This window comes from Prevotella heparinolytica (genome assembly GCF_004342845.1).
GTDB classification, from domain to species: domain Bacteria; phylum Bacteroidota; class Bacteroidia; order Bacteroidales; family Bacteroidaceae; genus Bacteroides; species Bacteroides heparinolyticus.
Genome location: NZ_SLXB01000001.1, coordinates 132,685 through 148,777 on the forward strand (window position 1 = coordinate 132,685; position 16,093 = coordinate 148,777).

The 16,093-nt window shown below is 52.9% G+C and carries 7 protein-coding genes; 2 read left to right on the forward strand and 5 right to left on the reverse strand.

Going from position 1 to position 16,093, the window contains the following annotated elements:
- Nucleotides 1-69: 69 nt before the first annotated feature.
- Both EV202_RS00550 and EV202_RS00555 read left to right on the forward strand, forming a co-directional pair.
- Nucleotides 70-3,150 carry a SusC/RagA family TonB-linked outer membrane protein gene (locus tag EV202_RS00550; RefSeq protein WP_131924579.1) on the forward strand — a complete coding sequence of 1,027 codons (3,081 nt, stop codon included), beginning with the start codon at nt 70-72 and terminating at the stop codon, nt 3,148-3,150.
- A 25-nt stretch (nt 3,151-3,175) separates the two neighbouring features.
- A complete protein-coding gene (locus EV202_RS00555) occupies nt 3,176-4,663 on the forward strand; it encodes a RagB/SusD family nutrient uptake outer membrane protein (RefSeq protein WP_131924581.1) in 1,488 nt (495 codons plus the stop codon).
- A 530-nt stretch (nt 4,664-5,193) separates the two neighbouring features.
- On the opposite strand, the gene EV202_RS00560 is transcribed toward EV202_RS00555, so the two are convergent.
- The 5 genes from EV202_RS00560 to EV202_RS00580 form a co-directional block, all read right to left on the reverse strand.
- Nucleotides 5,194-6,552 (reverse strand): sulfatase family protein, encoded by a 1,359-nt coding sequence (locus EV202_RS00560; protein WP_131924583.1) that lies wholly within the window; start codon nt 6,550-6,552, stop codon nt 5,194-5,196.
- Between the two features lie 259 nt (nt 6,553-6,811).
- Nucleotides 6,812-9,910 (reverse strand): chondroitinase family polysaccharide lyase, encoded by a 3,099-nt coding sequence (locus tag EV202_RS00565; RefSeq protein ID WP_131924585.1) that lies wholly within the window; start codon nt 9,908-9,910, stop codon nt 6,812-6,814.
- A 144-nt stretch (nt 9,911-10,054) separates the two neighbouring features.
- Nucleotides 10,055-11,002 carry a tRNA-dihydrouridine synthase family protein gene (locus EV202_RS00570; protein ID WP_131924587.1) on the reverse strand — a complete coding sequence of 316 codons (948 nt, stop codon included), beginning with the start codon at nt 11,000-11,002 and terminating at the stop codon, nt 10,055-10,057.
- 202 nt (nt 11,003-11,204) lie between these two features.
- The gene (locus tag EV202_RS00575) at nt 11,205-12,785 is read right to left on the reverse strand and encodes a RagB/SusD family nutrient uptake outer membrane protein (protein WP_131924589.1); all 1,581 of its coding nucleotides are present in this window, start codon (nt 12,783-12,785) and stop codon (nt 11,205-11,207) included.
- Between the two features lie 25 nt (nt 12,786-12,810).
- Complete coding sequence (locus EV202_RS00580) at nt 12,811-15,990, reverse strand: SusC/RagA family TonB-linked outer membrane protein (protein ID WP_131924591.1); 3,180 nt, start codon at nt 15,988-15,990, stop codon at nt 12,811-12,813.
- Nucleotides 15,991-16,093: the final 103 nt, after the last annotated feature.

Genomic DNA, 16,093 nt, shown 5'->3' on the forward strand with positions numbered 1-16,093 from the left:
AATGCTATTCGCTCAAAGTGGCGAATGTAGTGAAACAATCTTTATTAATAATCTACAAAATTCATACTTATGAAACAAACAACCGGCTTTTTAAAAGTATTGGGTATCGTGTTGCTGCTTTCTGCACTTTTTGCCATACAGGCAAAGGCACAGAACCTCACAGTGACAGGTACGGTGACCGACAACCAAGGTCCGGTGATCGGTGCTTCCATCCAAGTGGACGGCACCGGCAACGGATGTATCACGGACATCGACGGAAACTACACCTTGCACAATGTTCCCGCGAACGCCACCCTCGTATTCTCCTACATCGGCTATCAGACACGGAAGGTTGCCGTAGGCGGAAAATCTAAAATCGATGTGAAACTAACGGAAGACAGCCAACTGCTGGAGGAAGTCGTCGTAGTGGGTTACGGCGTTCAGCGCAAGAGCGACCTGACAGGCGCGGTAGCCTCGGTAAAAGCCGCCGATGCCTTGAAAAGCACTCCTACCGGCAATGTCTCCGACGCTTTGCAGGGACGCATGGCAGGCGTATCGGTACTGTCCGGTTCGGGCGACCCGGGAAAAGAGAACACCATCCGTGTGCGCGGCATCAACTCCATCACGGCCGAAACCGGTCCGCTGGTTGTCATCGACGGATTTATCGGCGGCTCGCTTCAGTCTCTCAATCCGGCGGACATCCGCTCCATCGAAGTGTTGAAGGACGCGTCGGCAACAGCCGTTTACGGTTCGCGCGGAGCCAATGGCGTCATCCTCGTCACTACCAAGAATCCGGCCAAAGACAAACTGACTGTCTCGTTCAACGCATTCGCCAACTTCAAGACGGTGGCCAAGTATATAGATACACTCTCTCCCTACGAGTATGCGCAACTTGTCAACGACTATGGCAAAGAATACTTCAAAGGCGGAGATTACCATTACTACAATGCCGATGAACTGGAAGCTTTCCGCACGGGAAAGGCGGGATTTGAATATGCGAAAGAGATTTTCAGGAAACCTGCCCTGACGCAGAACTACGAATTGTCTGTGGCCGGCGGCGGAGAAAAGAGCACTTTTCTGGCATCTGTCCGCTACCAAAACGACGAAGGCATCATCAAGGCTTCTGAAAGCAGCGTCTACAACTGGCGCTTGAAGGTAGATACCGACATCCGCAAGTGGCTGAAGGCCGGACTGAACCTCTACGGTCATTACAGAAAAAGCGCCAATCCGCGCGTTTCCGAATATGACGGCCTGATACAGCAAGCCGCACTCTTCCCCAATACCGTCAACCCCAGGAACGAGCGGGGAGAGTACAACAACGCTTTCTTCGACGGCTCGCCTAACTACAATCCCATGGGGCACATCTGGGAAGCGAACAATTCCAACCAGACGTTGGTCAACAACCTGCAGGGCTATGTGGACTTCAAACTCATGGACGGGCTGAATTTCCGCTCGCAACTGGGAGTGACCTTCGAAAACAGGATGAATTCATCCGCAGCCGGCGAGAACAGTTACGAGAAATTCAAGAACAACCGCACGACGGCCCGTTCTCAAAGCTATTGGAACATGTCTTGGCTCAACACCAATACGCTGAGCTATGTGAAGGAGTTTAATAAGAACCATCGTGTCAATGCCACTGCCGTTTTCGAGCAGTCGTATGACAATGACTACAACCACCAGACTGTGGCCAATGGCTTGGACCGGCCCGAACTGGGATGGGACGCCTTGGGATGGTCTGCCGGCGACTTGGCTAACATCGGCTCAAATCGAATCATCACCACGCTGATGTCCGGCATGTTCCGGTTGAACTATGTATTCATGAACCGTTATATGCTCACGGCTTCCATCCGTGCCGACGGCTCTTCCCGTCTGGCGGATAAGTGGAGCTATTTCCCGTCAGCCGCACTGGCTTGGGATTTGAAACAAGAGGCTTTCCTGAAAGACAACAACTTCATCGACCAGTTGAAGTTCCGCGTGGGCTACGGCTCGGTAGGGAACCAGTCGGTAGAGGCCTATCGCATCTATTCGAAGCTTGTCAACGTGCGCAATTCCGACGGAAGTACATCTTACAAGATAGACCGCCCTGCCGCTCCCTACCTGAAGTGGGAACGCAACGACCAAACAAACATCGGTTTGGACTTCGGCATTTTCAACGGCCGCCTGCGCATCAGTGCCGATTGGTATAACAAGATTTCGAAGGATATTCTGCTGGAATTGGCCCAACCCACACATTTGGGTCACGGCTCGGCATTGAGGAACTCGGGCAAGATAAAGAACACCGGTGTGGAATTTACCATCGGCGCAGACCCGATTGCCGGGAAGACATTCAGATGGCATTCAGACCTCACGTTGTCTCACAATAAAGGTACTTTCGAGAACATCCCGACTGAAAACCGCCGTCAGCAACAAGCCGGCGAATACCAGAATCAAATCTTCCAAATGATAGAAGGGCAGAAGCTGGGTACTTTCTACGGATATAAATCCGCCGGCATCTGGCAGGAAGATGAGGTAAACGCTCCTTTTGTCGATGCCAAGGGAGTGAAGAATGGCAAAACCAACGGACAGACTTATAAGGTGGTTGCGGGCAACATGAAGCTGGCCGACCTGAACAAAGACGGTGTAATCAACGAGGCAGACCAGAGCGTGATAGGATGCGGCCAACCCACTTTCAACTGGGGATGGAGCAACACCTTCAGCTATAAAAACTTCGACTTCTCTTTCTTCGTGGTGGGATTTCATGGCTTCGACATCTACAATGCCAACGAACACATGGCCATCAGCGGCATCAGGGCGCAGAGCAAAGCCCCTGTGGTTCCTCTGCGTAAGCTGCAGAACCGCTGGACACCCACGAATACCGATACCGACATTCCGGGCTTCGTCAAGGGCGGCAACACGTATGTCAACAGATACATGAGCCGCTACGTGGAAGACGGCAGCTTCATCAAGATGAAGAGCGTCACACTTGGCTATACGTTGCCCGAGAAATGCTGCAAGTCGTTGGGCATCAACAATCTTCGCGTTTATGCTTCCGTGCAGAACCCGTTCCACATCACCCGATACTCCGGACTGGACCCCGAAGCTACTTTGGGAAATCCGCTGATACAGGGCGTGGATTGGGGCAACTATCCCAACAGCCGGAACTATCTGGTCGGTTTGAACTTTGCTTTCTAACAATTAACCCATTTAGAAGAATAATATGAAAAAGATACTCTATTCCATAACACTTGCCGGCTGTCTTGCCTTTACTGCCTCTTGCGTAGATCTCACTCAAGAGCCCCAGTCCTTTTCCACCGTGGACAGCTACTTTAAGCTTTTAGACCAGTCTTCTTTAGAGAAGTTCACCACTGCCCTCTACAACGACCTTTGGGGCGGTAATTACGGCTTCAACTGCCGCATGCAGTCCATCAACGTATGTGCCGACGATGTGACTTTCCGGGCCGCAAAACCCGACAATCGTCTCGGGAATTTCAATAACCTTTCTCCGGACATCATGCAGAACAATGCGGACGTAAGTACGACGTGGAACTTATTCTTCAAAGCCATAAACGATGCCAATGCCGTTATCAACAAAACGGTATTCCCCAATGACGAGAAGCAGCTCCGCAAGTTCCGCGAGATAGTAGGCGAGGCTTATTTCGTGCGTGGTTTCTCTTTCCTTTATTTAGTCCGTCTTTTCGGAGATGTGCCTTTGGTCTTGAACGAAGACGAATCAGACGCCCGCATGCCGCGTACAAGCGTTGCCGAGGTGTATGACAAAGCCGTTGTTCCCAGTCTGCAAAGGGCTGTGGAATGGCTGCCTGCCACCGCCCGGAAAGGCAACCCTGCCACACCCACCCGATGGGCTGCCAAGCTCTGCTTGGCCGATGCTTATATGAGCATGGCCGGATGGCCCCTGAAGAGAACGGAATGCTATGCAAAGGCTGCCGAACTGACGAAAGACATCATCGACAATTCCGGCCTGAAACTGACGGGGAAGTATGCCGAAATCTGGAAAGAGAGCAATAAGAACAGCACGGACGAGGTGATGTTCGCACTACTGCACAGCGTGGCCAACAAAAGCGCAAGCCAATACGGAAAGTCCTACTATCCGTCGGACTTCAGTCCCAATGCAGGATGGGCCGACTACTACGGCAACGAGGCTTTCTATCTGAACTATCCGGACGATGAGCGCAAGGCATGGAATTACATGACTCAATGGAAAACAAAAAAAGGCCTCGTGCAGTATAAAGCCTCGGCCGATAAGCTCCCGGCCATCTCCAAGTATTATGATTACAATGACGGAGCTCCGGGCAAGAGCCAGCTTTCAAACGGCATGACCTGCATTTACCGGTATGCGGAGGCGCTGCTCACTTATGCCGAGGCCTCGACAAGAGCCACCGGCAATGTCAACGCCCAGGCATTGGCCGCCATTCAGGCCGTACAGAAGCGTGCCGGATATGCCTCCGATAAGCTGACGGACACCACGGAGCCTGCCGCTTTCCTGAAAGCTGTGTCCGACGAACGGGGATGGGAATTCTTCGCAGAGATGAAACGCTGGTTCGAACTGGTACGCTTGGAGAAGGTAAAGGAAGTGAAAGCCGCGCAATGGGATAACTCCTTGTTCAAGGCGCAAAACCATTACTACCTGCCCATACCTTATCAGCAGATTCAGTTGACGGGATGGAGCAACAACGCGGGCTATTAAGGGCCTGTTGAAAGGCTGCTCTGTGTTATTTTCTTGAGCATTCTTCTTTTTTGAAAGAAACAAGAGATGCTCTAAGAACTTAGATGCATCGAAAAAAGACCGCCTCTGTCGAGAAGATTCTTGGCAGAGGCGGTCGAGTGTATAAGCGTATTGGTTTGTATGATACGAGTCCTCCCGAAAAGGGAAAGAAATTACCTGAATCCGCGATAGGCGGTTCCTTCTTCTAAAGATGAGGGACTGCATCCTGTCGGGCGGATATTTCCTGAATGCAGCGGTTTACAGCGGTCAGGCAGAAGAGAAGAGAGCCTTTTACGTCAAGCGCCCTCCCCCCCTCCTGTTTGACAGCTGCAAGCCTTTGTCGTGACAGACGCAAATGTTCAAGCCGACAGACACAAGTGTTTGAGCCTTTCAGACACAAGTGTCTGAAAGGGTTGGATTAAACCTCTGATAACCAATGAAATTTTACTCTGAAACACAAGTCCCCGTGTAAGGTTATCGGCCTGCTTCTTATCCCGGATTCAGGTAGGAAATTACATGCCGGGTATGAGGTGAAGGCCTTTGCGTATCTGTGTAACGCGGTGCAGCTTCATCCATTCGTTCAGAAGAGCACGGTGCGATAGTAGTACATCGGCATACTTCTTTTCTATGGCCAGGTTCCTCATCTCGCCTCGGTCGTTCTCCATGTCAAACAGTTGTTCGCGATACCGGCCCTTATCGTAGAGCACGTATTTGTAGCGCGCAGTGCGCAAGGCCCAGCCCCGGCTCACGCCTTTGTCGAAGGTGGTTTCGCTTACTACGTATGGCTGATGCTGTGTGCCGGGATTACCTTTTTCGGCAAGCTCTCTGAACGAAACTCCGTGTACTCCCTGCGGCAGAGGGATGCCGGCCCAATGGCATACCGAAGCGAAGAAATCCACTCCGTTGTTCACCGGTTGCGGCAGTTTTACGCCCGCATTCTTCTTTTCGGGCGAGACCACTATCAGAGGTACATTCACCACCTCTTCATAGAGTGCCGACTTCTGATTCCAGTGATGAGCGCCCACACCGTCGCCATGATCGCTTGTAAAGATAACGACCGTATTCTTCCAGAGCTTCTTTCGGTCGAGGACGTCGACAATCTTTCCTATTTCGGCATCTACCTTCTCTACCAGTCTGAAGTAGAAACTGCGATAACGCCGCCAGTCGTCCGGAGTGTAGTCTCGGGTGGGATAGGCGGAATAGTTTGAGCGTTGCTCGTAAGCGATGACGTCGGCGTCGTAGGGATTGCGTGCAAAGTTCGTGGGCAGTCCCGGCCATTCGTCTTGCGGCAGCTCCTCCAGAGTGGCGAAAGGCAGGTTTTGGCTGCGTGCATGTTCGCAGATGTTGTGCGGATTGTCAAACGAAGCAACGAGGAAGAAGGGGCTGCGGTGTTCCTGTTCCAGAAAGCCTGCGCACGCTTCTGCCAGACCGTTGTCATCGTGGGGATGGATGTTGGTGAAGCCGAATTCGCCATCGGGAATGGAGGAGGTGTGAAGATGCCACTTGCCGGCATAGGCGCATTCGTATCCGGCATTTTGCATCAGTGTGCCCAGTGTGCGTACGCGTAGCGAGTCGGGTAGCGGGGTGCCGTTCACGGCCAGTCCCACCTCGTGCGAGGTGTGTCCCGTGAACATGGAGGCACGCGACGGCCCGCTGAGCGGAGCGGAACAATAGGCGTTTTCGAACAATACTCCCGCCTTTGCCAGCCGGTCGATGTGGGGAGTGTGCAGGTCGCGGTTTCCCATGCAGCTCATGGCGGAAGCCGTCTGCTGGTCGGTCATGATGTAAATGATGTTGGGACGTTCTTCTGCCGCCGAGAGGGAGGGAAGTGCCAACGTGGTGCAATACAAAAGTTTTCTCAATGGAACCATAGTATAGAATATTGTTTAGAGAATGAAGTGAGTTCGTATGTCAGGACAAAAATAGGGTTTTCGTAGTAGAAACGATGCCACTTATATGCTAACCTGTGTCATTTTCGTGCAATCGATACCCCTGCCCAAGCTGCTTCCGTCGGCGGTTCACTGCATCTATAGATGCAGTGAGCGGGAACTATAGATGCAGCGGACTGGAACTATAGATGCAGCGGACTGGAACTATAGATGCAGCCTGCCGGATGTATATAGCCTGTTTTCAGCGTTCCTTCTGCGCCGTCAGTTCCACATCGAAGCTTGCCGCATCCTTGCACGTAAAGCGTAGTACGGTCTGCCTCTTGTCGGCAGACAGTACCTTGCAGTATGGTGTCTCGGCAACCGTCCATCGGCCTTTTAAGGTGAGGGTGACGGGTATCTCGCCGCTTGCGTTGTCTTTCCATGGGCGTGAGTAGATGCTGCGCTCGATACGTTTTCCGTCTTGGTCGAAAACTTCGTCGGCAGGACCGCGATACAAGGCAAGGTCGGGCTGGGCAACGGTCAGCAGTAATTTGTCCTTCTTTTTCTCGTGTGTCATCACAAGGCAGCAAGTGTCGGCTTTCTGCAACACGCCTTCCGAAGGAAGTTGCTGCGGGGTCTCGAAGAGAACATAAGACGTCAGCCCGTCGGCCTGCAAGCGAACGATGTGGGCGGTGCGGTCTTGCCGTAGAATCCGGTAGGAGGGTCGCTTGGCAAAAGCCTTCAGCGAAGCGGCGTCCGTGCGAGGTAGTACGGCATACTCGTACGATGCGCCCCGTGGGGCTTTGCCGTGTTGCAACACCAGCGAAACCCAGTTGCCCGTGGTGGGCTTGGTGCTGCGCTCGCCCACGGTGACTTGCGGGAAGTTTCGCTCGAATTTGCCCCGTTTCATCGAAGGTTTTCCTATATAATATCCCACGCCGTTGGGGTCGATGTAAGTCTGTCCGTTATCATGAAAACCATTCCAATAGCTGCGGGTTTCGGGGGTGAGGGCGGCCAGCTGGAACACGGTGGTTTCTGTGGGGAAGTCGGCATTGCTGTTCTCTATGTCCGTGCCCAGACAAACGATGACACCGTTGAAGAAGTGGAACGACTTGCGTGCCCGGTGCGAGCCGTTATACTTGTCGTGTTCGTGCAGCTTCATGCCGAAGTTGCCGTTGGTTCGGAAGTGCGACAATCCTCCGGCAAAAGCCTCGTCGGAGTAGAGCATCTCCTCCATGCCGGAGAAGGCGTCTACGTTGAGCACGCGGGCGCGCAACCGGTCGAAGGGCAGGTGTATGGTCGTTGTTCCGGGTATGCGGTTCCAGTCGAAGCCTGCTTCCTGCCAGCCACCGGTGGCAAAAGTGACCTTTTCATCGGGCTTTCCGGTCAGTATCTGCATGCTGCCGTGTGCCAGATAGCGGCCGTAGAAGTTGGCTGGGAGATAATGCTCGGCGGCCCATAGGTAGCGGGAGTGTCCGCGCACCACTGCCGCCCGGTTGTCGCACCGTTGTACGGACACACAGCCGTAGCCCAGCGCCAAGTTGCCTTGCGGTTCGGGTTCGGGACGGAAGCCTTGCGCTTCGAGCAGTTCCTTCAATTCACGCTCCTGCCGTGCGGAGACTTTGGGCAGATAATCGGGGGCATCCTCTCCGGCTGTTCCGCTATCAGAGACAAGGCGCAGATAGGCGGCGGCCATTTCGGGGTCGTATGCTTGCTTGCCGTCCGGTGTGCCTGCAAGTGCCATCGTGGCATATTGAACAGGTATCAGCTCGCCTTTCCCGTTGGGATGCCGGCCTGACATGGAGAGCGGCCACTGCTTCAGGTTGCAATAGAAGCGCATGGCAAGCAATACATTCTTCACGGTGCGGTGCGCCAATTCCGAGAGCTTGAACTCCGTTCCGCTCAGCAGATACACCATGCTCGTTGCGCCGTCCAGCCCGCCCACGGCGTATGCCGGATAGTTGTTGCAGTGGTGGAAGCAGGCGCCGTCTTTCTTGAAAGAACCCGCCAGCCCTTCGGCAGGCCGGCAACCGTGGTCCAGCCAGCGTGAAAAAGAACGCAGGTATTGCAGTTTCTCCGGCGAATCTTCCATGATGAGGATGCTGGCCATGCGTCCCTGCATCTTGGTGTTGAAAGTGTCGATGTCGATGCCGTCGACGAGGGGTTTGGGAAATACTTCGTTGGTGATGGCATACCAGTTCAGGGTGCGTTCGGCCTCTTCCAGCCTGCCTGCATCGCGCAGCACGTCTTTCATCAGGAAGTAGGAGACGAACAGGCCGCGCATGCTGTATCCGTAGTGGTGGATGTTTCCCCAGCAGCTGCCGTAGACGATTCCTTGGTCGGTGGCGTTGGCGTACATGGCAAGGAATTTCTGCTTCAGCTCGTTCTTCAGGGTGGCATTGCCGGCGTTGTGGTAGGCCACGGAGATGCGCTTCATCAGATTGAAGTAATCGCTGATTTCCACTCCCAGCTTGGTGAACATGTCCTTGTCCCAGTCGGGCAGAAGCCGTTCGTAGGCCTCGGACTGGCGTACGAACCAAATGGGGCGTCCCGTCACCTTGCCTTCCACGGTGGCAATGTTGTAAAAGTCGTACTTCCGGCGGATGGCTTCCATCTCCTTGTCCGAAAGGGCGGCAGGTGTGTAGAGCATATCCCGGAAGCGCCTTTCCATCTTCCGCATGTCTTGCCTTTGCGCATCCGTTACGGGTGTCAGAGGAATGTCCGGCTTCAACAGCGAATGCTCGTAGACCACCAGCCAGTGGTTGGTGGTGCCTTTATTGACGAAGGGCACTTGCAAGTCGGGCGTCTGTTGGCGGGCATCCACTTTCGAGGCAGTCAGCACATGGTCGAAGAAGAGCTTGCCTTTTACATCCGGAGCCACGATGCGCACTTCGTCCATCCCCTCTTCGGGCGTTCCTTGCATGTCGCGCTCGTAGCACACCCACGCTCCGCGCCAGCCGGTGAAGTTGATGCCGAAGGGAAAGGAGGTGCACAATCTGCCGTCTTTCAAGAACTCGAACCGGATGGTTTTGTCCTGTGCCTGCTCGTTATATATCCATACGATGAAGGCAGAGAGATAGGTATCGCGTCCCGTCGGGTCTTTCGGCTCAAACTTCAGGTCTTTCTTGATGGAGAGCACGGCATGAGGGGCGTAATTCCAGCTCAGGCTGTGCCCGCCGTCTCTGTAATGTTCGTCGCTGACGGATAGTTGAGAGTCTGTGCCCGTTATAAAGGGCGGAACTTGCGTTTCTTCGAAAGAGAGCAGGCGTTCGTTCTTCACTGTTTGCGCTTGCCCGTTCGCGGGGCATAACATCCAAAGGAGCATTGCCGCTCCCGTCTTCCATTTATTGAGTTGCGTCATATCTGGTTATTTTATAGGTATTGTACAAAGAAACCTCCATTTCTTCAAAGGGAAGAGGGCGAATCGTACATAAGAAGTATAAAAACGTTGCTTCGTGAAGAGAGAGAGCCTGCCCAAAGCGTATGACAAGCAGGCGGAAGCCCTCTATCGGTAAGAACCGAGCAGATTGCTCACCGCCGCCCGGTAGTTGGACAGCTTGGAGGTTTTGTGAATAATCTTTCTGGCTTTGCGGTCTGTATCGGGCAAAAGATACTCCCAGAAGCTCTTCATCTTCATCAACAGTTGGGCCTCTCCGCCTTGCAGTTGCTCCTGATAGCCGGCAAAGACCATCGCATGCAGTTGCCCCACTTTTTTAGCCATTTCATCGGTGGAAAGTGACTTCCCTTCCCGATATTCCTGCGCCAAGGCGGGGTTGGCCAGCAGCCCGCGCCCGATGACGATGCCTGCCAGTCGGGGGAATCGGCCGGCAATGGTATGGATGTCTGCCGTGGTGTGCAGGTCTCCGTTGTAGTACAGGGGCTTGGAGCATCCGTTGTAGAATGCCTCGAAAGCATCCAAATCCACTTCGCCCTTATACTGCTGCTTGCCGAGGCGGGGGTGCAGGATGAGGTGCGACAAAGGCAGTTCGTTGAACAAAGGCAGCAAGGCGAGGCATTCTTCGGCATTCTCCCATCCCAGTCGCAGTTTCACGGAGAAATGCACGTCGGGGTACTTCTGTATGGCCGCCTCCAGCAACGCCTTCACCTCCTCGGGATAGGGAAGCATGCCTGCGCCGTTGTGCCGTTTGGCCAGCAGAGGAAAGGGACAGCCCAAGTTGATATTTGCTTCGCGATGGCCTTTCTCGATGAAAAGGGGCATTATCTGTTCCAACTTGTCGGCATCCGGAGCCATGAGTTGGGGGATGAGGTGCAGGGCTTGGTTGTGTTCCGGACTTATGTCGCGCACATCTCTGCGACGTATCTCGCCGTGTTCTATGCGTACAAAAGGGGAATAGTAGGTGTCTACGCCCCCGAAGACACGGGCGTGTGCCTGCCGGTAGACCGCTTCGGTATGACCTTGCAACGGTGCGAAATGGATGGGAAGTGGATTCATTGCGGATATGTCTTTATCGGAGGACAAAGATACGAATAAAAAGGCACGGATTTCACAGCTTCACTCGGTTAGTATGGTCTAAATTTATGAGAGCTGTGTAGTCCGTGCCTTGGGGGAGTACGAAGATGTTCTTACGCATCTTCTTTCACAAAATGATTAAGGTCTTTTTGTATAAGGTTAGAATCGTTGTGTCGTCGGTTCTTTATTTCCAATACTTGTTCTGCTCTAATTTGGTGTTTACACCCAATTCTTTGGTGGGAATAGGGAGGAACTGGTGCTTCTCTTCCGTGTTGCCTACGTATTGCGCAGCTCCCTTGGCGTTGTTGGCGGTAGACCAGCGCGGATCTTTCACGGCAGTGCCGAGGCTTTCCTTGATGGTCTTGTAGTAGATACCCCAACGCACGAGGTCGTACTTACGCAGCGACTCGAAACAAAGTTCCCTGCCGCGTTCGTCTTGAACGAGCTTGCGGAAATCGGCGAACGAAAGGCCTTTCACTTCGCTGATACCGGCACGCTTGCGTACTTCGTTGATGCAGTTGTAAGCCAACTCCGTAGGACCTTGGTGTGCTTCGTTCTCGGCTTCGGCCAACATAAGCAGCACGTCGGCATAGCGCAGGAGGCAGTAGTTCTCTTGCGTATAGTTCTTGTGCTTGGGATTGCTGGTTTCCCATTCGCGGCGATACTTGCCACAACGGCGGTCGGTGATTTGGCCTTTTTTCCATGCCACTTGCACGTCTTTGTTGTTCAGCTTGTAAGGAGCCATGGACAAGTCGCGGCGAGTATCTTTCTCGTCGAACAGGTCCCAAAGGATGAGGCTGCCCGCATAGAAAGCATACGTATATCCCGCACCTGTGGGAGAGGAGTTTTCTTGCAGGTTGCCGATGACGTTTCCGATGCGGCTTTCGGTGTAGTTTCCGTCATTGCGAGTGCCGATGAATTCCACTTCCCACATGCTTTCGTTGTATACTTTGTCATAACGGTCGGAATTCAAGGATTTCCACAATTCGGATACGTCGGGGTTCAGTTTGTGCTTTTGAGAGTCGCAGACGTTCTTGGCATGCCGTGCGGCCTTTTCATAAAAGGGCTTTCCGCCATTTGACGGTTCGCCTGCGCGCCACAAGCATACGCGTGCAAGGATTCCTTCCACCACAGTCTTTTTCACGTGCGACGGAGACAAGTCGTAACTGCTGTTATCCACCATGTCAATACAATCTTCCATTTCTTGGATAATCCAGTCCAGCGCTTCGGCATGAGGAGTTCCCTTCAGGCTACCGGTTGCAATGTCGGTCACGGCTGTTTTGCGGATGGGCACTTCGTACCATCCTTGTACTAGCAGGAAGTGATAATAGGCACGCAGAAACTTGGCCTCTCCTTTGATGCGTTGTTTTGTCTTTCCGTCGGAGATGTCGGCATTGTCGATATGGTCGAGCAGCACGTTGGCATTGTTGATGCCAGAGTAGAGCGATGTCCACGTGTACCACAAGTCGGTGTTGCCGGTGTTGTGCGCATTGGCAAATACGGCTCCCGTCTGGTTCTGACGGTAGTAGTAGCTCAGGTCGTCGACGTTGGACAACATGCACGAGTAGCGGTTGCCGTACACGTTCTCGGTGGCCATTGTCCAGTATATGCCGGCAAGAGCCATGCTGCAGTCCGTTTCGTTTTTGTAGAATGTTTCGGGGGCCACAAAATCGTAAGGTTTGGTGTCGAGCATGTCGCAACCGGCCATAGATGCGGCAATGGTGAGGACACAAATCTTTTTGAAGATGCTATTGATACTTTTCATATTTCATTGTCTTGATTACAGGTGGTTAGAAAGTGATGTTGACGCCCAGCGAAGCGTTGAACGAACGCGGATAGGCCGACCAGTCGAAACCGGGAGTCAGCACGCTGTTGCGTGTGGATACTTCGGGGTCGGAACCGGAGTAACCGGTGATGGTTGCGATGTTCTCGGCCGAAGCGAAGATTCTGGCGGCACTGATGCCCAATGGGCGTAATGTCCTGCGGGTAAAGTTATATCCTAACGAGATAGTTTTCAGCTTCAGGTATGAACCGTCTTCTATGTACAGCGAACTGTAATATTCAGAGCCGATGGCTTTGGCGCGCGGCATGTTGCTGTTGGGATTTTCGGCCGTCCAACGGTTGTTGTAGGAAGCAAACATGTTGGCATTCTTCCTGCTTTGCGGGTTCTCGAATATCATGCGGTTGGCGTTCAGTATATCATTGCCATAGCTCCACTGCATGAAGATGTTCAGGTCCCAGTTCTTATAGGTGAAGTTGTTATTGAAACCTCCGGTGTGCTTGGGATGTCCGTTGCCGATGGCGGTACGGTCGGCATCGGTAATCTTATTGGTGCCGTCGTTGGTCAGTTTCTTGTATTTGGGGTCACCCGGTTGCACATTGTTGGCTATGCGGGGCACGTTGTCTTTTAACTTGTAGGTTGTGTTGCCGTTGGCATCTGTTGAGGTGTTGAAGTCATCGTACTTGTACGTTCCATCGTAGACGAAGCCGTACATCTTTCCGGCCGCCTCTCCTTTCTTGCTGATGTAGGCGGGCATCGTGCGGTATTTATTATCCCAGTTGATGTAGCTTATCATGCTTTCCTGTCCGTCGTTGAGTTCCAGAATCTTGTTGTTGTTGAAGGCGATATTGAAAGATGATGTCCACGTGAAGTTCTTTGTCTTGGCGTTGGTGGTTTCCAGCGTCACCTCTAAACCTTGGTTGCGTAGTTTGCCCACGTTCAAGGTTGCGCTCGAATAACCCGAACTTGCCGGAACGTCGGCTTTCAGCAGCAGGTCTTTGGTGGTTTTGATGTAGTAGTCGAGCGTCAGGTTGATGCGTCCGTCGAAGAATCCGAGGTCCAGGCCGAAGTCGTATTGTTCGGTGGTTTCCCATTTCAGTTTTTCATTGGCCATGGAGCCGAGCACATAGCCGGGGTGGAAGGTGCTGTTCCAAGGATATTTGTAAACGTCGGAGCTGGTGACGAGCTGCGCCATATAGTCGAAGTCGCCGATACGGTTGTTTCCCGTGAGTCCCCAACTGGTTCGCAGTTTACCGTTGGACAGCCAAGGCAGTGCCTGCGTGATGAACTTTTCGCGTCCGAATGCCCATGCCAGCGAACCCGAGGGGAAGTATCCCCAACGATTCTGGCGAGCAAACTTGGATGAGCCATCGGTACGCATGGAAGCTGTGAGGTAATACTTGGAAGCGTAGTTGTAGTGAACGCGTCCCAGATAAGACACCATGGCGTTTTCTCCCTGCGAGGCTTTTACGACGGGCGTTGCCGAACTCTTCCCGATGCCGGACATGCCGAAGCTCTCGTTGGTGATTTCCTCTTGGGTGATGGAACTCTTATAGCTGGTGTATTTTTGGAATGTGACACCCGCCAAAGCATTCAGGTTATGCTTCTTCTTCTTGTAAACGTAAGTCAGCGTATTTTCGTTCAGGTAGTTACGCATCTGAGCCTGTTCAAGGAAGGCGTTGATGCCCTTGCTTTGCGTGTTCTTCGGATGTGTGTTTCCGGTGCGGGTTTGGCTTCCGTTGAACTCTTCTCTTTTTATGTCGCGTCCGGTGTATCCGGCGGTGGTCTTGAACTTCAGGTTCTTGATGATTTCCCATTCCACGCCCAAGTTGGCTTGCAGGTGGTCGGTGGTGTTGCGCCGGTATTCGTTGCGGGCAGACAATACGGGGTTGAAGCGGTAGTCGTTGCTCATGTCGATGTCGTCGTCATACAGTTCGGCAAGGAGGTCGGAGCCGGAGGGAGAAACCGGCCGGTATCCCCATACGCTATACATCAGCGAGTTGGTGAGGCCTGAAGTGGCAGACGAAGGATTGGAACCTCTCTGCACGTTGCTTGCAAAGTTGGCATTAGCGTCTATTTTTATCCGCTTGTTGATTCGTTGACTGAAGTTGAAGCGACCCTGATAACGGGAGAGATCTGAATTGATGATGACACCCTGTTGGTTGCTGTAAGAGAGCGATGCGGAGTAGTTCATCTTGTCGCTTCCTCCGCTCAGAGCCATGTGGTGGTTGTGGCTGACGGCAGTGCGGTAGATTTCGTCTTGCCAGTCGTAGCTTTTGAATTTTTTGTAATCGTCGAGCGTGATGCCGTCTTTCAGATAAAAGTAGGTAAACTCGTCAACAGTCTGTCCGTCTACCTCCTTTGTATTGCCTTCCATGATTTCTTTTTGCAGGTTGACGAAGTCGTAACCGTTCATCAGGTTCATGGGGTTCTTCACGTTGCTCATGGTGACACTGCCGTTGTATGTAAGCGTGGCTTTTCCTGCCTTGCCTTTCTTGGTGGTGATGATGACAACGCCGTTTGCTCCGCGCGAACCGTAGATGGCGGTGGCCGAAGCGTCTTTCAGCACGTCGATGGATTCGATGTCGTTGGGGTTGAGGGCGCTCATGCCCGATGTTTCGCTGGGGAAACCGTCGATGACGTAGAGCGGGGCGGTGCTTTGGGTCAGAGAGCCTGCGCCGCGAATCACGATGCTGTAATTGTCGCCCAGACCACCGTCTGTGGACGATACTTGTACACCGGCAATGCGTCCGCCCAGCGTTTCGGTCACGTTGTTTACGGGTGTCTTCGTCAGGTCGCTCATGTTGGCCTTGCCGATGGAGCCGGTCAGGTCGCGGCGTTTCACGTCGCCGTAGCCCACGGCCACTACCACCACCTCTTCGAGGGCTTGCGCGTCTTCCTGCATGGTGATGTTGAATACTTTCCGGTTTCCTACTTTGATTTCCTGAGTCTTATAGCCTACAAAGGAGAATTGCAAGACATCGGTGGGCTTCACGTTGTTGAGCTTGAAAGAGCCGTCGAGCCCGGTCACGGTTCCGTTGGCGGTTCCTTTGACGGCGACACTTACACCGGGAAGTTCTCCCATCGTGTCTACCGTTTTACCCGTAACTTGACCACCCGTCTGTGCCTGTATGGACAATACGGAGCAGAATAGGGTCAGCAATAAGAATAAGGTTACTCTTTGTTTCATACATATTAATTTGTTAGTTATTAATAAAGGTTGTTCTTTGTTTTCCCATCCGCTCTTCCTGCCGGATGGGAAAACAAAGGTAAAAGAAAGGCGATGCAGGGGT